We start from the raw sequence: 17894 nt of genomic DNA, 5'->3' as shown, positions 1-17894 counted from the left end.
GAAACACCATGCGCCCGACGACGAACCAGGCCCGGCCGCTGCCCGGGCTAGCGGCGCTGCTCGGCGCCGACCCCGAAGGACTCTCCGGCGTGGCGGTCACCGGGATCACCCATGACTCGCGCGCGGTGCGCGAGGGCGACCTGTACGCGGCGCTGCCCGGCGCGCGGGCGCACGGCGCCGAGTTCGCGCCGCAGGCCGCGCGGGCCGGCGCCGCGGCGGTCCTCACCGACGAGGCCGGCCGGGAGCGGGCCGCGGCGACGGGCCTGCCGGTGCTGGTGGTCCCCGACGTGCGGCGCCGGCTCGGCGCGGCGGCCTCGTGGGTCTACGGGGACCCGGTCACCGACCTGACGCTGGTCGGGGTGACCGGCACCAGCGGCAAGACCACCACCGTCTACCTGCTGGAGGCCGGGCTGCGCGCCGCCGGGGTGGAGACCGGGGTGATCGGCACGGTGGAGATGCGCATCGGCGACCGGCGGGTGCCGAGCTCGCTCACCACGCCCGAGGCGACCGACCTGCACGCGCTGTTCGCGATGATGCGCGAGCAGGGCGTCGGCGCGGCCGCGATGGAGGTCTCCAGCCACGCCCTGGAGCAGGGCCGCGTCGGCGGCGCCCGCTACGAGGTCTCGATCTTCAGCAACCTGTCCCAGGACCACCTGGACTACCACCCGACGATGCAGGACTACTTCCTGGCCAAGGCGAAGCTGTTCACGCCGGAGTACACCCGCGTCGGCGTGGTCAACCTCGACGACCACCACGGCCGGGAGCTGCTGGAGATCGCCACGGTGCCCACGACGACGTACTCGGCGACCGGGGACCCGGCGGCCGACTGGCGGGCCGAGGACGTGCGCCTCGGCGCCGACGGCAGCGTGTTCCGCGTCGTCGGGCCCGGCGGCATCGAGGCCGACGCCGCGGTGCGGCTGCCCGGCCCGTTCAACGTCGCCAACGCGCTGTCGGCGATCGTGGCGCTGGTGGAGGCGGGCATCGCGCTGCCGGTCGCCGTCGCCGGGGTCGGCTCGCTGACCGGCGTCCCGGGGCGGCTGGAGCGGGTGGACGAGGGCCAGGACTTCGTCACCCTGGTCGACTACTCGCACAAGCCCGGCGCGGTCGAGGCGGTCCTCACCGCGCTGCGGCCGGTCACCGAGGGCCGGCTGGTGGTGGTGCTCGGCTGCGGCGGCGACCGCGACCGCGGCAAGCGCCCGCTGATGGGCGAGGCCGCCGCGCGCCTGGCCGACATGGCGTATTTCACCAACGACAACCCGAGGTCGGAGGATCCCCTCGCCATTCTCGCCGCTATGGTCGAGGGCGGGCTGAAGGTGCCGCAGGCGGAGCGGGCGCGCATCGTGGTGGAGCCCGACCGGGCGGCCGCGATCGAGCTGGCCGTCGGCCGGGCCCGGCGCGGCGACGTGGTCGTGGTCGCGGGCAAGGGTCATGAGCAGGGCCAGTACGTGGCCGGCGAGGTGTTCGCGTTCGACGACCGGGAGGTCGTCCGCGAGGCGCTGCGCCGGACCGGCGCGGGCGCCGTGCCATCGGACGTGAGAGGGGACGGGACGCAGGCGTGATCCCACTTCCACTGTCGGCGATCGCCGGGTTCACCGGGGGCGCCGTGCACGACGCGCCCCCGGACACGCCGGTACGCGGTCCCGTCGTCATCGACTCGCGCGCGGCCGAGCCCGGCGCGCTGTTCGCCGCCTTCCGCGGCGAGCGCGCCGACGGGCACGACTTCGCCGCCGCCGCCCTGGCGGCCGGCGCCGCCGCGGTGCTCGCCGAGCGCCCGGTCGGCGGCCCCGCCGTCGTGGTGGACGACGTCCAGCGGGCGCTCGGCCGGCTCGCCCGCGGCGTGCTCGGCGAGCTGCCGGACCTCACCGTCATCGGCGTCACCGGCTCGGCCGGCAAGACCTCCACCAAGGACCTGATCGGGCAGGTGGTGCAGCAGGCCGGGCCGACGGTCTGGCCCGCCGGGTCGTTCAACAACGAGATCGGGCTGCCGCTCACCGTGCTGCGCGCGGACGAGGGCACCCGGCACCTGGTGCTGGAGATGGGCGCGCGTGGCGTCGGTCACATCGCCTACCTGTGCGGCATCGCCCGGCCGCGCATCGGCGCGGTGCTGAACGTCGGCACCGCGCACCTCGGCGAGTTCGGCAGCCGGGAGGCGATCGCCGAGGCCAAGGGCGAGCTGGTCGAGGCGCTGCCGCCCGGCGGCACCGCGATCCTGAACGCCGACGACCCGCTGGTGCGCGCCATGGCGTCCCGCACCGCGGCCGAGGTCGTCACCTTCGGGCGGTCGCCGGAGGCCGCCGTGCGGGCCGCGGACGAGTCGCTGGACGACGCCGGCCGCGCCAGGTTCACCCTGGTCACCCCCGAGGGCACGGCGCCGGTCGCGCTGCGCCTGCACGGCGCGCACGCCGTCGCCAACGCGCTCGCGGCCGCGGCCGCCGGCCGCGCCGCGGGGATGGACGTCGCGGTGGTCGCGGCGGCGCTGGGCGAGGCGGTCCCGGCGAGCCGGTGGCGGATGGAGGTCACCGAGCGCCCCGACGGGGTGACGGTGGTCAACGACGCCTACAACGCCAATCCCGACTCGATGCGGGCCGCGATCGACACCCTGGCGCACATGGCCCGGGGCCGCCGCGCGTTCGCCGTTCTCGGTGAGATGGCCGAACTGGGCGACGGCTCTGTGGCGGAACATGCCAAGATCGGGCAGCATGTCGCGCGCAGCGGCATCGCGGGGCTGGTCACGGTCGGCGCGGCCGCCGCGGCGATGGCCGAAGGGGCCGCGCAGGTGGGGTCATGGACGGGAGAGTGCGTACAGGTGGATGACGTCGGCGCGGCGGTGACCGCGCTTCAGGAGCGGCTTGAGCCGCGGGACGTCGTACTGGTGAAGGGCTCTCGCGTGGCGGGCCTGGAACGCGTGGCCGAGCGGCTGACGGCGGGCGCGGAGGGCGGGCTCCGATGACCAACATCATCATCGCGGCCGGCATCGCGCTGGTCATCGGCATGGTCGGCACGCCGGTGTGGATCCGGATCGTCAACCGGCTCGGATACGGCCAGATGATCCGCGAGGAGGGCCCCGAGGCCCACCTGAACAAGCGCGGCACGCCCACCATGGGCGGCACGGTGTTCATCGTCGGGTCGCTGCTCGGCTACGCCGCCGCGCACCTGGTGACCGGCACCGCGCCGACGGTGTCGGGCATGCTGGTGCTGTTCTTGATGACCGGCCTCGGCCTGGTCGGGTTCGTCGACGACTACATCAAGGTGTTCAAGCAGCGCAGCCTCGGCCTGCGCAGCGGCGCCAAGATGATCGGCATCATCCTGGTCGGCGTGATCTTCGCGGTCGGGTCGCTGAACTTCCCCAACGGCTACGACATCACCCCCGCCTCCCCGCACCTGTCCTTCCTGCGCGACTTCGGCCCCTCGATCGGCGCGCCGATCTTCGTGATCTGGGCGCTGCTGCTCATCGCCGCGATGTCCAACGGCGTGAACCTGACCGACGGCCTGGACGGCCTGGCCGCCGGCCCGGCCGGCATGGTGCTGGCCGCCTACGTGATCATCGGCAACTGGCAGCTGCGCAACAGCTGCTACGACTTCGCCCTCGCCCCCAACTGCTACAGCGTCCGCGACCCGCTGGACCTGGCGGTGGTCGCCGCGGCGGTGCTCGGCGGCGTGTTCGGCTTCCTGTGGTGGAACGCCCCGCCCGCCAAGATCTTCATGGGCGACACCGGCTCGCTCGCCCTCGGCGGCGTGCTGGTGGGCCTGGCCATCCTCACCCGCACCCAGTTCCTGCTGGCCATCCTGTGCGGCCTGATCGTCATGATCACGCTGTCGGTGATCATCCAGGTGGGCGGGTTCAAGATGACCCGCAAACGGGTGTTCAAGATGGCGCCGCTGCAGCACCACTTCGAGCTGTCGGGCTGGGCCGAGACCACGATCGTGGTCCGGTTCTGGCTGATGTCGGCGCTGTTCACCGCCATCGGCCTCGGCCTGTTCTACCTGGAATGGATGCCCAAGAAGTGACCGGAGACTGGGCGGGCCGCCGGGTGTGCGTGGCGGGCGCGGGCCTGTCCGGGCGCGCCGCGGCCCGCGTCCTCGCCGAGCGCGGCGCGCACGTCACGCTGGTGGACGGGCGCGACGACGACGCGCTGCGCGAGCAGGTCGCCGAGCTGGAGAAGAACGGCGTCACCGTCCGGCTCGGCGACGGCGGCACGCTGCCCGAGGGCACCGGCCTGGTCGTCATCTCGCCCGGCTGGCGGCCGGACGCGCCGCTGGCGCGCGCGGCCGCCGCCGCGGGCGTGGAGATCTACGGCGAGGTCGAGCTGGCCTGGCGGCTGCGCGGCCCGGGCGCCGCGCCCTGGCTCGCGCTCACCGGCACCAACGGCAAGACCACCGCGGTGCGGATGCTGACCTGCATGCTCACCGCCGCCGGATACGACGCCGTCGCGGCCGGCAACGTCGGCACCCCGATCGTGGAGACGGTCCTGGAGGGCCACGACGTCCTCGCGGTGGAGCTGTCGAGCTACCAGCTGCACTGGTCGTCCACGGTCGTCCCGCACGCGGCGACGGTGCTGAACGTGGCGCCCGACCACCTGGACTGGCACGGCTCGCTGGACGCCTACGCCGAGGCCAAGGGCCGGATCTTCGCGCCCGGCACCGTCGCGGTCGCCAACGCCGACGACCCCGTCTCGGTCTCCCTGGCCGGCCCGGACGCCAAGGGCTTCACCCTCGGCACCCCCGCGCCCGGCCAGGTCGGCGTGGTGGAGGACCTGCTGGTGGACCGCGCGTTCACCGAGGACCCGCGGACCACCGCCGCCGAGCTCGCCGAGCTGTCGGACGTGCGGCCGTTCGCGCCCCACAACGTCGCCAACGCGCTGGCGGCGGCCGCCCTCGCCCGCGCCTTCGGCGTGCCGCCCGAGGCCGTCCGCGAGGGCCTGCGGGCGTTCAAGCCCGACCCGCACCGCATCGCGCACGTGGCGAACATCGGCGGCGTCGACTACGTCGACGACTCCAAGGCCACCAACCCGCACGCCGCCGCGTCCTCGCTGGCCGCGTGCAAGTCGGCGGTGTGGATCGCCGGCGGCCTGCTGAAGGGCGCCGACGTCGACGACCTGGTGCGCTCGTGCGCAGGCCGGCTGCGCGGGGTGGTGCTGCTCGGCGCCGACCGGGCCCGGATCGCCGAGTCGCTCGCGCGACACGCCCCGGATGTCCCGGTCGTGGACGTCGCGGACACCGACACTGGGGCGATGGACCGCATCGTGACCGCAGCAGCAGACCTCGCCCGCCCCGGCGACACGGTGCTCCTCGCGCCGGCCGGGGCGTCCTTCGACATGTTCACCAGTTACGGGGCCCGCGGCGATGCCTTCGCCGCGGCGGTTCGGCGGCTCTCCGAGTCGAGGTAGGCCTGCCCATGAGCGAGTCGACCTTGAAGGAGCGGCCCCCCGGGCGCGCCGCCGGCCCGCGCGAGCAGGTCGCCGCCGCCGTCGGCCTGCTGGACCGCCCGCTGACCTCCTACTACCTGGTCCTCGGCTGCACGATGCTGCTGCTGGCGCTCGGGCTGACGATGGTGCTGTCGGCCTCCAGCGTCCGCCAGCTCCAGGCGACCGGGTCGGCCTACACCCTGTTCCAGAAGCAGGCGATCTGGATGGTGATCGGCCTGCTCGGCATGTGGGGCGCCTCCCACCTGCCGGTCCGCACGTTCCGCGCCCTCGCCTACCCGCTGGTGCTGCTGTCGGTGGTGGCGCTGCTGGTGGTGCTCGTCCCGGGCCTCGGCCAGTCCGCCAACGGCGCCACCCGCTGGATCGCGCTCGGCCCGCTGCAGCTGCAGCCGTCCGAGCCCGCCAAGCTCGGCCTGGTGCTGTGGGGCGCGGACCTGCTGGCCCGCAAGGAGCGGCTCGGCCAGCTCACCGAGTGGCGGCCGCTGCTCATGCCGCTGCTGCCCGGCGCCGCCCTGCTGGTGCTGCTGGTCATGCTCGGCAACGACCTCGGCACCACCCTGGTGCTGCTGACGATCTTCCTGTCGCTGCTGTGGGTGGTCGGCGCGCCCGGCCGGCTGTTCATCGGCATCCTCGGCCTGGTGGGGCTGCTGGTGTCGATCCTCATCGTCGTCGAGCCGTACCGGATGGACCGCCTCACCGGCTTCCTGGACCCCTCGTCGAACCAGAAGACCATCAACTACCAGGGCACCCAGGGCCTGTACGCGCTCTCCTCCGGCGGCTGGTTCGGCACCGGCCTCGGGGAGGGCCGCGCCAAGTGGGACTTCCTGCCGCACATCGAGACCGACTTCATCTTCGCGCTCGTCGGGGAGGAGTTCGGCCTGGTGGGTACGCTGATGGTGCTCGGCCTGTTCGGCCTGCTCGCCTACGCCGGCCTGCGGATCGCCCGCCGGGTCCGCGACCCGTTCACCCGGCTGACCGCGGCGGGCTGCACCGCCTGGCTGCTGGTGCAGGCGATCGTCAACATCGGGGCGGTGATCGCGGTGTTCCCCATCACAGGCATCCCGCTGCCGCTGGTGTCCTACGGCGGATCGGCGCTGATCCCCACCCTGATCGCGCTCGGCATGCTGCTGGCCTTCGCCAAGCGCGAGCCCGGCGCCCGGCAGGCGCTCGCGGCGCGGGGTCCCGGGCCGCTGCTGAGGGCCCTAAGCTGGCTGGGCCTGGCACGGCGTTGAAATCCCCCACGAGAGCATGCTGAGGAGATGTCTACGAGCATGAGGGTTGTCCTGGCCGGCGGCGGCACCGCCGGACACATCGAGCCCGCCCTGGCCCTCGCCGACGCACTGCGCCGCAACGACCCGAGCGTCGGCATCACCTGCCTCGGCACCGAGCGCGGCCTGGAGACCCGGCTGGTCCCCGCGCGCGGCTACGAGCTGGCGCTCATCCCGCCGGTCCCGCTGCCGCGCACGCTGACGCCGCAGCTGATGACGGTGCCCGGCCGGCTGCGCGGCGCCATCAACGCCGCCGCGGGGGTGCTGGACGCCGCGCAGGCCGACGTGCTGGTCGGGTTCGGCGGCTACGTCGCCACGCCCGGCTACCTGGCCGCGCGCAAGCGCAAGGTGCCGATCATCGTGCACGAGGCCAATCCCAAGCCCGGCCTGGCCAACAAGCTCGGCGCCCGCTTCACCGACCACGTCGCGGTGTCGCACCACGACTCGCCGCTGCCGAACGCGCGGTTCGTCGGCATCCCGCTGCGCCGCGAGATCGCCACCCTGGACCGGCTCGCGCTCGGCGACAAGGCCCGCTCCTACTTCGGGCTGCTGCCCGACCTGCCCACGCTGCTGATCTTCGGCGGCTCGCAGGGCGCCCGCTCGCTGAACCAGGCCGCGGTCGCCGCCGCGCCCTACTTCCGCCAGCAGGGCGTGCAGGTGCTGCACATCGTCGGGCCGAAGAACACCGAGCAGCCCGAGCAGGTCGCGGGCGGGCCGCAGTACGTGACCATCCCCTACTGCGACCGGATGGACCTGGCCTACGCCGCCGCCGACATGGCGATGTGCCGGGCCGGCGCGATGACCTGCGCGGAGCTGACCGCCGTCGGGCTGCCCGCGGTGTACGTGCCGCTGCCGATCGGCAACGGCGAGCAGCGGCTGAACGCCGAGCCGATCGTGGCGGCGGGCGGCGGCATGCTGGTCGACAACGCCGAGCTCACGCCCGAGTGGATCGTCCAGCAGCTGCTGCCGGTGCTGGCCGACCCGGCCCGCGTCGCGCACATGTCCGAGGCGGCCGGGCGGATGGGGCGCCGCGACGCCGACGTCGCGCTCGCCCAGATGGTGTACGAGGTGGTCCGCGCCGCGGGCCACCGGTAGGGCCGCCGCGAGGCGGGGAACGAGGGGACGTAAGCCACCCGATGAGTCTGATCAGCCCTGGTGAGGTCGTGCCGGCCGGGGAGCTCGGCAGGGTCCACTTCATCGCGATCGGCGGCGCCGGCATGTCCGGCATCGCCCGCATCATGCTCAAGCGGGGCATCGCCGTCTCCGGCAGCGACGCGCGGGACTCCGAGCTGCTGGCGCAGCTCGGGGACCTCGGCGCGAAGGTGTACGTCGGCCACGACGCCGCCCACCTCGGCGACGCCGACACCGTCGTGGTGTCCACCGCCATCCGGGAGGGCAACCCCGAGCTCGCCGCCGCCCGCGCGCGCGGCCTGCGGGTGCTGCACCGGTCCGAGGCGCTCGCCGCGCTGATGGCCGGGCGGCGCACCGTCGCGGTCGCCGGCACGCACGGCAAGACCACGACCACCTCGATGCTGACGGTCGCGCTGCAGCACGCCGGCGCCGACCCCTCGTACTGCATCGGCGGGCAGCTGGTCACCACCGGCCTCGGCGCCGACGAGGGCACCGGCGAGGCGTTCGTGGCCGAGGCCGACGAGTCCGACGGCTCGTTCCTGCGCTACACCCCGGCGATCGCCGTCGTCACCAACGTCGAGGCCGACCACCTGGACAACTACGGCGGCTTCGAGAAGGTCAAGGAGAACTTCGCCGCGTTCGTCGACCGGATCGAGGACGGCGGCACCCTGGTCGCCTGCGCCGACGACCCGGTGGTGCGCGAGCTGGTGGCGCACGCGCACACGCGCGGCCTGCGGGTGATCACCTACGGCGAGGCGGCGGACGCCGACCTGCGGGTGACCGGCTTCACCCCGCGCGGCCTCGGCTCGTCCTTCACGATCGAGGGCGCCGGCGGGTTCACGCTGCAGGTGCCCGGCAGGCACTACGCGCTGAACGCCGCGGCCGCGCTGGCGGTCGCGCGCGCGCTCGGCCAGGACACCGACCTCATCCGCGAGGGCCTGGCGGCGTTCGGCGGGTCGATGCGCCGCCTGGAGCGCAAGGGCGAGGCCGGGGGAGTGGAGGTCTTCGACAGCTACGCCCACCACCCGACCGAGCTCGCCGCCGACCTGGACGCCACCCGCGACTACGTGGCGCAGAAGGGCGGGCCCGGGCGGATCGTCGCGGTGTTCCAGCCGCACCTGTACAGCCGCACCCGCTTCTTCGCCGCCGAGTTCGGCGCGGCGCTCGGCCGCGCCGAGGTCGCGGTGGTGCTGGACGTCTACGGCGCCCGCGAGGACCCCGAGCCCGGGGTGACCGGGGCCCTGGTCGCGGACGCGGTGCCCGCCGGGACCGAGACCGCCTACGTGCCGGACCGGGAGCAGGTGGCCGGGACGGTCGCCGCGCTGGCCCGCCCCGGGGACGTGGTGATCACGCTCGGTGCCGGCGACGTGACCGCGCTCGGCCCGGTGATCCTGGCCCGGCTCGCCGGGTCCTGAGGTTTTCGTCACCCCTGGGCGTGGGCTACCGCCGGGAGGCGCGCCGCCGGGCCATGCTGGAGGGCATGACGGAGGCGGGGACCGGACGGCGCACGTCCACACCGGGCGAGTCCGCACCGGCGGCGCGTGGGCGCGCCGCCCGGGGCGCCCGTGCCGACCCGGGCCGCCCGCGCCGGCCGCGGCGCTGGAAAGCGGTGTTCGTCACGGTCCTGGTCGTCGCCGTCCTCGGCGCCGCGGGCTGGGTGCTGCTCGGCTCGCGGCTGCTGGTGGTCCGGCACGTCGAGGTCAGCGGTGCCCGGATCGCCCCGAAGGACCGGATCGTGGCGGCCGCCGGGGTCCGGCTCGGCCTGCCGATGGTGCGGTTGCGCACCGGCGACGTCCGCGCCAGGGTGGCGCGGCTGCGCGAGGTCGAGTCGGCCGAGGTGGAGCGGCGCTGGCCCGGCACGGTGCGGATCGTGGTGCGCGAGCGCGTCCCGGTCGCCGCGGCCCAGTACGGCGGGCGCTACCTGCTGCTGGACCGGGGCGGCAACGTCGCCGCCGACGCCGCCGCCGCGCCCGCGGACCTGCCGCTGCTGACGGCGATGCCGTCGGTGCCGCCCGATCCGGCCACGCTGGCGGCGCTGCGGGTGGTGGGCGAGCTGCCGGACGGGCTGCGCCGGCGGCTGGCCGGGGTGTCGGCGCCGAGCCCCGAGTCGGTCACGCTGCGCCTGCGGACCGGGCTCACCGTGGTGTGGGGGGCGGCCGAGCGCACCGGGGACAAGGTCCGGCTGGTCGAGGCGATGCAGCGCACCTCGGCCGGGCGGGGCGCGCGGACCATCGACGTGAGCTCGCCGGACGTGGTCACCACCAGGTGACCGGGCCGGGTGGCGTTCCGCCCGTGTGTCGCGGGGCTTCCGGCCGCTCGATGGGGCACGCTTGAACGGCCGGACCGAACATGGAGACACGGCGGTGTGCCCGAAGGGGCATGACCTTCGCCGACCGGGGCAAAGTGGTGCTGTCCGCGACACGCCGACCCCGTTGACCGGAGGTTAGTTGACCCTGGCGGTAAGCCCGCCCTACTGTCCGTATCAGTCCTCAGGTTGACATAACTGTAAGCCTCAAGTTGAGGGTGAGGGTTTGCGGTGGCCCAGGTCACCTCCTCCCGCACCGGAACAGACAACAAGACAGCAGCACCGCGACGGCCCGGTCAGGCGACCGGGCGCGCGGTCGGATAGAGCGGAAAGGCCCCTCGTCGTGGCAGCACCGCAGAATTACCTCGCGGTCATCAAAGTCGTCGGCATCGGCGGCGGCGGCGTCAACGCCGTCAACCGGATGATCGAAGAGGGACTCAAGGGCGTCGAGTTCATCGCGATCAACACGGACGCCCAGGCGCTGCTGATGAGTGACGCCGACGTCAAGCTCGATGTGGGCCGCGAGCTCACCCGGGGCCTCGGCGCCGGCGCGAACCCGGACGTGGGCCGCAAGGCCGCCGAGGACCACCGGGAAGAGATCGAAGAGGTCCTCAAGGGCGCGGACATGGTGTTCGTCACCGCCGGCGAGGGAGGTGGCACCGGCACCGGCGGCGCCCCCGTGGTGGCCAACATCGCCCGCTCCCTCGGCGCGCTCACCATCGGCGTGGTGACCCGCCCGTTCAGCTTCGAGGGCAAGCGCCGCGCGATGCAGGCCGAGGCCGGCATAGAGACGCTGCGCGACGAGGTCGACACCCTCATCGTCATCCCCAACGACCGGCTGCTGTCGATCTCCGACCGGCAGGTCAGCGTGCTGGACGCCTTCAAGGCCGCCGACCAGGTGCTGCTGTCGGGTGTCCAGGGCATCACCGACCTGATCACCACGCCCGGCCTGATCAACCTGGACTTCGCCGACGTCAAGTCGGTCATGTCCGGCGCGGGTTCGGCGCTGATGGGCATCGGCTCGGCCCGCGGCGACGACCGCAGCGTGGCCGCCGCCGAGATGGCGATCTCCAGCCCGCTGCTGGAGGCCAGCATCGACGGCGCGCACGGCGTGCTGCTGTCGATCTCCGGCGGGTCCGACCTCGGCCTGTTCGAGATCAACGAGGCGGCGCAGCTGGTGTCCAACGCGGCCGCGCCGGACGCCAACATCATCTTCGGCGCGGTCATCGACGACGCGCTCGGCGACGAGGTCCGGGTCACCGTGATCGCTGCGGGGTTCGACGAGCTCCGCCCTAACAAGGCGGCGCCGGAGAACGAGCCCCAGCGGCTTCCGGCGCCGCCTCCCCGCCCGACCCCGCCCGCCCCGGCGACGCCGGCGCCCGCCCCGAACCCGATCCCGAGCCGGGTCCGCACCTCGCCGGTGCCGCCGTCCACGCCGCTGCAGCAGCCCGCGGCGCAGCCGCAGGCCCAGCAGCAGGAGCAGCCGGCCGCGCGCCAGTCGATCGCGCAGGCCGCGGCCGCCCAGCCCGGCCCGGCGCGGCCCGAGGCCGAGCGCCCGCAGCCGGCGGCCGGCACCGGCCCGCGCGAGGAGCGGCCGCGCCCCGAGCCGCAGGCCGAGCGGCCCGTCCCGGCGCCCGAGCCGGCCGCCGAGCCCGCGCCGCGGCCGCCGGTGCCGCGCCCGGCCGAGCCGCCGCAGAGCCGGCCGCACGCGGGGGAGAACGAGTCCGGCCCGGCCCCGGCCGGGCAGCGCCGCCGGCCGCAGCCGGTGGTGTTCGAGGAGGACGACGACCTGGACGTCCCCGAGTTCCTCAAGGACCTGCCCAAGTGATCACCGCTGTCGCGCTCGGCCCCGGCGTCCGCGCCGGATTCACCGGGCGCGCCGGCGGGGTGAGCCGGGCGCCCTACGACGGGCTGAACCTCGGCGGCGCGGTCGGCGACGACCCCGCCGCCGTGGCGGCCAACCGGCGCCTGGCCGCCGCCGCGTTCGGCGCGGACCCCGGCCGCACCGTGTGGATGCGGCAGGTGCACGGCGCGGACGTCGCGGTGGTGGACGCCCCGTTCGACGGCGAGCCGCCCGCGCTGGACGCGATCGCCACCACCACGCCCGGCCTCGCGCTCGGCGTGCTGGTCGCCGACTGCGCGCCGGTCCTGCTGGCCGACCCCGTCGCCCGGGTCGTCGGCGCCGCCCACTCCGGGCGGCCCGGCACCGCCGCCGGGGTCGTCCCCGCGCTGGTCGAGCGGATGGCCGCCCTCGGCGCCGACCCCGCCCGGATCGCCGCGGCGATCGGCCCGGCCGCGTGCGGCGGGTGCTACGAGGTGCCGGCCGCGATGCGCGACGAGGTCGCCGCGGTCGCCCCGCAGGCGTACGCGACGACCCGCCGCGGCACCCCCGGCCTGGACATCCGCGCCGGGATCGCCGGCCAGCTCGCCAAGGCGGGCGTGCCCGAGCCCTGGATCGACCCCCGCTGCACCATCGAGACCCCCGACCTGTTCTCCTACCGCCGCGACGGCCGCACCGGCCGGTTCGCGGGGTACGTACGGCTCACCGACCCCGGCGAGGACCACCCCCGATGAACGACGAGCGGCGCGCGGAACTCGCCGCCAACCTCGCGGACGTGCGCGCCCGGATCGCGGCGGCCTGCGCCGCCGCGGGCCGCGCCCCCGAGGAGGTCACCCTGATCGCGGTGACCAAGACCTTCCCGGCCTCGGACGTGCGGCTGCTGGCCGGGCTCGGCCTCACGCAGGTCGCCGAGAACCGCGACCAGGACGCCCGCCCGAAGGCCGAGGCGACCGCCGACCTGCCGCTGACCTGGCATTTCGTCGGCCAGCTGCAGACCAACAAGGCCAGGTCGGTGGCCGGCTACGCCGATGTGGTGGAGTCGGTGGACCGGACCAGGCTGGTGACCGCGCTGTCGGACGCCGCCGGCCGCGCCGGGCGCACGCTGACCTGCCTGGTGCAGGTCGCGCTGGACGACCGGGAGGGGCGCGGCGGCGCCGCCCCCGGCGAGGTGCCCGTGCTCGCCGACGCGATCGCCGAGGCGGAGGGCCTGCGGCTCGGCGGGGTGATGGCGGTCGCGCCGCTCGGCGGGGACCCGGCCGAGGCGTTCGGGCGGCTGGCCGGGATCGCCGCACGGATACGTGATTCGCACCCCGGCGCCACCGTCGTTTCGGCGGGGATGAGCGGAGATCTGGAACAGGCCGTCGCGTGTGGCGCGACACACGTGCGTGTCGGTACGGCGTTGCTCGGCGGCCGACGGGCAATCGTCAGGTAATGTCCCCCCAGTGGCACCTGCCGGAACGGCGGGTGCACGGACCTACAGGGCGGGCGTCGCAGCTCGTCGGTGGTGCCCAGCGCCGGGCACCGCGGCCACAGGACGACGGAGGGGCGTATGGCCAGCGCGATGCGCAAGATGGCGGTCTACCTCGGCCTGGTGGAGGACGACCGCTACGACGACAAGTACGGCAAGTACGACGACTACGACGAGTACGAGGTCTACGACGACGAGTCCGACCCCGGTCAGGGGCGGCGTCGCGAGGACGAATCCGGCGGTCAGCTTACCCGAGCCGAGGACGGCGCGGAGCGGGATCGCGATCATCACGGGCCGTCCGCACCCGAGCGTCGTTCGGTCGCGCTGTACGAATCGGGTACCACCGACCTCGCGCGTATCACTACGCTGCATCCGAGGACCTACAACGAGGCCAGGACCATCGGGGAGCACTTTCGCGAGGGCACCCCGGTGATCATGAACCTCACCGAGATGGTCGACAGCGACGCCAAGCGTCTGGTCGACTTCGCGGCAGGTCTGGTGTTCGGCCTGCACGGGAGCATCGAGCGTGTTACCAACAAGGTGTTCCTGCTGTCGCCCGCCAACGTGGAGGTGACGGCGGAGGACAAGGCCCGGATGGCAGAACGTGGGTTCTTCAACCAAAGCTGACAGCCACATGTGAGAGTGTCCGTGACAATCGTTGCATCGGTCCTGCTGTGGATCCTCTACCTCTTCCTCCTGTTCCTGATCGGGAGGCTGATCCTGGAGGTCCTGCAGTCGTTCGCCCGCTCGTGGCGTCCCACGGGGGTGGTGCTGGTGCTCGCCGAGGCGACCTACACCATCACCGACCCGCCACTGAAACTCCTCAGGCGTTTCATCCCGCCCATCAGGCTGGGTAACGTGGCATTGGACCTCAGCTTCACATTTCTCTTCCTTGTGGTCTGGGTCTTGATCATCTTCGTACCGAAGCTCTGATCGGATACCGTCCTTCGGGACAGACTCCAAGCGCGCCAAGGAGACGGACATGCCGCTGACACCCGCCGATGTGCGGAACAAGCAGTTCAGTACCACCAGGCTGAGGCCGGGGTACGACGAGGAGGAGGTGGACGCGTTCCTGGACGAGGTGGAGTCCGAACTCGACCGCCTCATCCAGGAGAACGAGGAGCTGCGGGCCAAGCTCGCCGAGTGCCTGCGCGGCAAGGTGCCCGCGATGGCCGCGCCCATCGTGGAGCCGAAGCCGGACGTCGCGCAGATGCCCGAGCCGCCCCGCCCCGAGCCGCAGCCCCAGCCCGAGCCCGAGCCGGTCCTCGGCGGCCTCGGCATGACGGCCGCGCCGTCGGGCGAGGACAACATGGACACCGCCGCGCGCGTGCTGGCGCTGGCGCAGCAGACCGCCGACCAGGCGATCGCCGACGCCCGCCGCGAGGCCGACGAGACGCTCGGCCGCGCCCGCCGCGAGGCCGAGGAGATCCTCGGCAAGGCCCGCCGGCAGGCCGACCAGATCGTCAGCGAGGCCCGCTCGCGCGCCGAGGCCCTGGACCGTGACGCCCAGGAGCGGCACCGCCAGGTCATGGGCTCGCTCGTGCAGCAGCGCGAGGAGCTCGAGCGCGAGGTCGACAACCTGCGCGCGTTCGAGCGCGAGTACCGCAGCCGGCTGAAGGTGTACCTGGAGGGCCAGCTGCGCGACCTGGAGGCCGGCAGCACCGAGACCGGCGCGTTCCCGGTCAACCCCGGTGGCGGCGGTGGCGCCGCGGCCATGCCCGCCGGACCGCAGACCGGCCCGCAGGCGGCCCTTCCGCACGGTGACAACCGCGGCGGCCAGGGATCGGGGCAGACCGGTGCGAACCCGTTCCCCACGCCCGCCGAGCCCGCGCAGCACGCCCAGCAGGTCCAGCACTCGGCGACCGGCGCGTTCCACGCCGGCGGGGACAACCCGCCGCACGAGAGGCGTTAAGGGCAGCCCCCGCAGGCGATAGTGTCTTCCCGATCGCCGCGCCGTGGATGGCCCTGGCGCCATCCCGGCGGCGTTTCGGAACGTCGGCGGCGACCTCCCGGGCCGGGACGACGGCTCGGGTGCGTGCCTGTAGAGGGAGAGAACCCCTGTGATCATCCTGAGTGGCGTACTAGTGGTGGTGGCGATCGCGCTGCTCGTGGCGGGAATCGTCGCCGGAAACGGGGACAGCGCCCAGGTCTTCGGCCTGGACGCCCTGGTCGTGATCTACATTTCGATCGCGGTCAGCATGGTCTCCCTGGTATGCCTGCTCATCGGGGTGTTCCTGCGGCGCCGCGAGCTGTTCGGCGCCGGCGCGTCGGCCGCCAAGCCGGCCAAGGGCGGCAAGAAGGCGGACCGCAAGAAGAAGCCGGCCCCCGCCCCCGTCCCGGCGGCAGGCGCCAAGGACGGCAAGGACGCCAAGCCCGCGCCGGCCGATCCCGCGGACGAGGAGATCGCCCTCCCGGCCCAGCCGGTCGAGGTGCCCGACGACGCCGAGGTGTTCGTCGTGCGCGGCCGCAAGCGCTACCACCTGGAGACCTGCCGGCAGCTCGCCGGGCGGGAGACCGAGGAACTCACCTACGTCGAGGCGCGGGAAGAGGGCTTCAGCCCCTGTACCGCCTGCATGCCCGACACCGCACTGGCGGCGCGCGCCGCGGTGTCGGTCCCGGCCCCGCCCGCCCGCAAGGGCGGGAGGGCCGCGAGCAAGGGTGCGGACGACTCCGCGCCGGCCGGCCTGTCCAAGGCCGCCGAGCCCGCCAAGACCGCCGAGTTCCCCGCCGCCGGCCTGAAGCCGCTGCAGACCGGGCCGGCCGAGCCCGAGCCGGGCAGGCCCGGGTCCGCCGGCCGCGGGCCGCTCGGCCAGGGGCCGGCGGAGACCGGGTCGCCCGAGCCCGAGCCCTTCACGACCGGGCCGCTGCCGTCGGCCTGGCCCGCGCCCGGCGCGTCGGCCGCGTTCGGCGGGCCGGCGCAGGACGAGCCGGCGCAGGACGAGCCGGCGCCCTTCCGGCCCCGGCACACCCCGCCGACCGTGACGGACCTGCCCGTCGCCGGCGGCACGGCCGCGCCCGCCGCGGACGCGGCCCCCCAGAGCCCGGCGTCCGAGAGCCCGGCGCCGGAGCGCACGCCGCCCGCGAACACGGGGCCGGAGCACGCGGCGCCGGAGCACACGGGGCCGGAGCACACGGCCTCGGCGAACACGGGCCCCGCGGACGAGCCGGCGCCGAGCGCGCCGCGTCCGCGCGAGTCCGGCGACGCCACGCCGCTGCTGGTCAAGGCCCTGGAGGACGACGAGCCGGCCGCGGAGACGCCCACGTTCTCCGCCGCGCGGGACGAGGACCGCCGGCCCGCCGAGCCGGCGCACGGGGACGAGGGCCCGCAGGTGCGGATCCTCAGCGGCACCAAGCGCTACCACCGGGTCGACTGCGCGCTGATCGAGGACATCGGCGACGAGGCCGACGACCTGGAGTCGCTGTCGCGCGCGGAGGCCAAGGCCCGCGGCTGCACGCCGTGCCTGGTCTGCCAGCCCGACCGCGAGCACGCCCGCGACTGACCCTCGCCCGACCGGCCGCGTCCCGGGGCACCCGCCCCGCGGAGCGCGGCCGTCGTCGTCTCCGGCGCCCGTTCAGCCGCGGTGCCGGCGCTCCTCGCGCAGCTCCCGCAGCCGGTCGCGGCGCGCGTCCCGGCGCTCGTGGGCGAGCCCGTGGCGCGCCAGCTCGCGCTGGACGCGCTCGTTGACGCGGTCCAGCAGGCCGTCCGCGCCGGGCTCGCGGCGCTTGACCGACACCCCGCCGAACAGCGCCATCCCGGTGAGCCGGATGACGGGCGCGTCCGGTTCCAGCGGGTCGTCGTGCGGGACGTCCACGCCGCCGAAGACCGCCGAGATCGAGTTGATCACCCGCACGCCCGGCGGGACGGTGATGTCGACGCCGCCGAACACGCAGGCGACGTTCACGGTCACCTCGCGCTGGGTCAGCACCGCCTGCCGGAAGTCCAGCTCCACGCCGCCGAACACGCAGGTGACGTTGGTGCGCGGCTCGACCAGCCAGCGGCCCTTGCGCTGGCTGCCGGAGAAGACCGCCACCATGGTCGCCGACTGCGCGGCGGGCGCGGGCGGGCCGCCCTCCTTGCGCAGGGAGATCCCCGGCGCGGCGGGCGCCCGGGCGTCGGCCGGGTCGGCGGGCAGGTCGCTGAGGACCGGTTCGAGTTCGGCGTAGGTCTTGGCCTGGTAGACGGCGTCGATGCGCTCGGCGTGCTCGTCGGGCGTGATGCGGCCTTCGGCGAGGGCCTCGCGGAGCCGGTTCGCGACCCGGTCGCGGTCGGCGTCGGAGGCGCGCATGCCCGCGGGCCCGGCCGGGACCGGCGCCGCCCCAGGGGAGGGGGAGTCTTCTGGAACGTTCACCCCGCCATCATCGCAAACGCGATGTGTCGTGTTGAACCCCTTGGCGGGATCCGGCTGGGGCGCCGCGCGGCCGGATGTGGCTCCGGCGCGCGACGCCCCAGGTCAGGGCG

16 protein-coding genes are annotated in these 17894 nt (G+C 74.6%); 15 read left to right on the top strand and 1 reads right to left on the bottom strand.

Annotated features, from left to right (window positions below; genetic code table 11):
• Positions 1-8 precede the first annotated feature (8 nt).
• The 15 genes from ACRB68_RS01775 to ACRB68_RS01705 all read left to right on the top strand — a co-directional run bounded on the left by ACRB68_RS01775 (position 9) and on the right by ACRB68_RS01705 (position 16935).
• Positions 9-1559: a UDP-N-acetylmuramoyl-L-alanyl-D-glutamate--2,6-diaminopimelate ligase gene (locus ACRB68_RS01775; RefSeq protein ID WP_153530549.1), complete on the top strand. Its 1551-nt coding sequence runs from the start codon at positions 9-11 to the stop codon at positions 1557-1559.
• Complete coding sequence (locus ACRB68_RS01770) at positions 1556-2950, top strand: UDP-N-acetylmuramoyl-tripeptide--D-alanyl-D-alanine ligase (RefSeq protein ID WP_328593612.1); 1395 nt, start codon at positions 1556-1558, stop codon at positions 2948-2950. Before ACRB68_RS01775 ends, ACRB68_RS01770 begins: the two co-directional genes overlap by 4 nt.
• Positions 2947-4008 (top strand): phospho-N-acetylmuramoyl-pentapeptide-transferase, encoded by a 1062-nt coding sequence (gene mraY, locus ACRB68_RS01765; RefSeq protein WP_153530548.1) that lies wholly within the window; start codon positions 2947-2949, stop codon positions 4006-4008. Before ACRB68_RS01770 ends, mraY begins: the two co-directional genes overlap by 4 nt.
• Positions 3990-5387, top strand: a complete 1398-nt coding sequence (murD, locus tag ACRB68_RS01760) for a UDP-N-acetylmuramoyl-L-alanine--D-glutamate ligase (RefSeq protein WP_153530547.1) — start codon at positions 3990-3992, stop codon at positions 5385-5387. Before mraY ends, murD begins: the two co-directional genes overlap by 19 nt.
• A gap of 8 nt (positions 5388-5395) precedes the next feature.
• Positions 5396-6655 carry a putative lipid II flippase FtsW gene (gene ftsW, locus ACRB68_RS01755; protein WP_153530546.1) on the top strand — a complete coding sequence of 420 codons (1260 nt, stop codon included), beginning with the start codon at positions 5396-5398 and terminating at the stop codon, positions 6653-6655.
• A gap of 39 nt (positions 6656-6694) precedes the next feature.
• The gene (murG, locus tag ACRB68_RS01750; protein WP_153530545.1) at positions 6695-7786 is read left to right on the top strand and encodes an undecaprenyldiphospho-muramoylpentapeptide beta-N-acetylglucosaminyltransferase; all 1092 of its coding nucleotides are present in this window, start codon (positions 6695-6697) and stop codon (positions 7784-7786) included.
• A gap of 41 nt (positions 7787-7827) precedes the next feature.
• Positions 7828-9237: a UDP-N-acetylmuramate--L-alanine ligase gene (gene murC / locus ACRB68_RS01745; RefSeq protein WP_153530544.1), complete on the top strand. Its 1410-nt coding sequence runs from the start codon at positions 7828-7830 to the stop codon at positions 9235-9237.
• A 65-nt stretch (positions 9238-9302) separates the two neighbouring features.
• Positions 9303-10091, top strand: a complete 789-nt coding sequence (locus ACRB68_RS01740) for a cell division protein FtsQ/DivIB (protein WP_153530543.1) — start codon at positions 9303-9305, stop codon at positions 10089-10091.
• A gap of 379 nt (positions 10092-10470) precedes the next feature.
• Positions 10471-11955, top strand: a complete 1485-nt coding sequence (ftsZ, locus tag ACRB68_RS01735) for a cell division protein FtsZ (protein ID WP_328593611.1) — start codon at positions 10471-10473, stop codon at positions 11953-11955.
• The gene (pgeF, locus tag ACRB68_RS01730) at positions 11952-12701 is read left to right on the top strand and encodes a peptidoglycan editing factor PgeF (RefSeq protein WP_328593610.1); all 750 of its coding nucleotides are present in this window, start codon (positions 11952-11954) and stop codon (positions 12699-12701) included. The genes ftsZ and pgeF overlap by 4 nt, the downstream gene beginning before the upstream one ends.
• Entirely contained in the window at positions 12698-13399 is a 702-nt protein-coding gene (locus tag ACRB68_RS01725; RefSeq protein ID WP_153530541.1) for a YggS family pyridoxal phosphate-dependent enzyme, read from the top strand. The genes pgeF and ACRB68_RS01725 overlap by 4 nt, the downstream gene beginning before the upstream one ends.
• A gap of 117 nt (positions 13400-13516) precedes the next feature.
• Positions 13517-14062, top strand: a complete 546-nt coding sequence (locus tag ACRB68_RS01720; RefSeq protein WP_153530540.1) for a cell division protein SepF — start codon at positions 13517-13519, stop codon at positions 14060-14062.
• 21 nt (positions 14063-14083) lie between these two features.
• Positions 14084-14368, top strand: a complete 285-nt coding sequence (locus ACRB68_RS01715; RefSeq protein WP_328593609.1) for a YggT family protein — start codon at positions 14084-14086, stop codon at positions 14366-14368.
• Between the two features lie 49 nt (positions 14369-14417).
• Positions 14418-15347: a DivIVA domain-containing protein gene (locus ACRB68_RS01710; protein WP_153530539.1), complete on the top strand. Its 930-nt coding sequence runs from the start codon at positions 14418-14420 to the stop codon at positions 15345-15347.
• 148 nt (positions 15348-15495) lie between these two features.
• Entirely contained in the window at positions 15496-16935 is a 1440-nt protein-coding gene (locus ACRB68_RS01705; RefSeq protein WP_153530538.1) for a hypothetical protein, read from the top strand.
• Between the two features lie 72 nt (positions 16936-17007).
• Here ACRB68_RS01705 and ACRB68_RS01700 read toward each other — a convergent pair whose 3' ends face one another.
• Complete coding sequence (locus tag ACRB68_RS01700; RefSeq protein ID WP_328593608.1) at positions 17008-17784, bottom strand: DUF1707 SHOCT-like domain-containing protein; 777 nt, start codon at positions 17782-17784, stop codon at positions 17008-17010.
• Between the last annotated feature and the right edge of the window lie 110 nt (positions 17785-17894).

Source organism: Actinomadura macrotermitis (assembly GCF_009604375.1).
In the GTDB taxonomy this organism is placed as follows: Bacteria; Actinomycetota; Actinomycetes; order Streptosporangiales; family Streptosporangiaceae; genus Spirillospora; species Spirillospora macrotermitis.
Note: the sequence above shows the minus strand (reverse complement) of the source record. Positions and strands in the feature narration are given on the sequence as shown.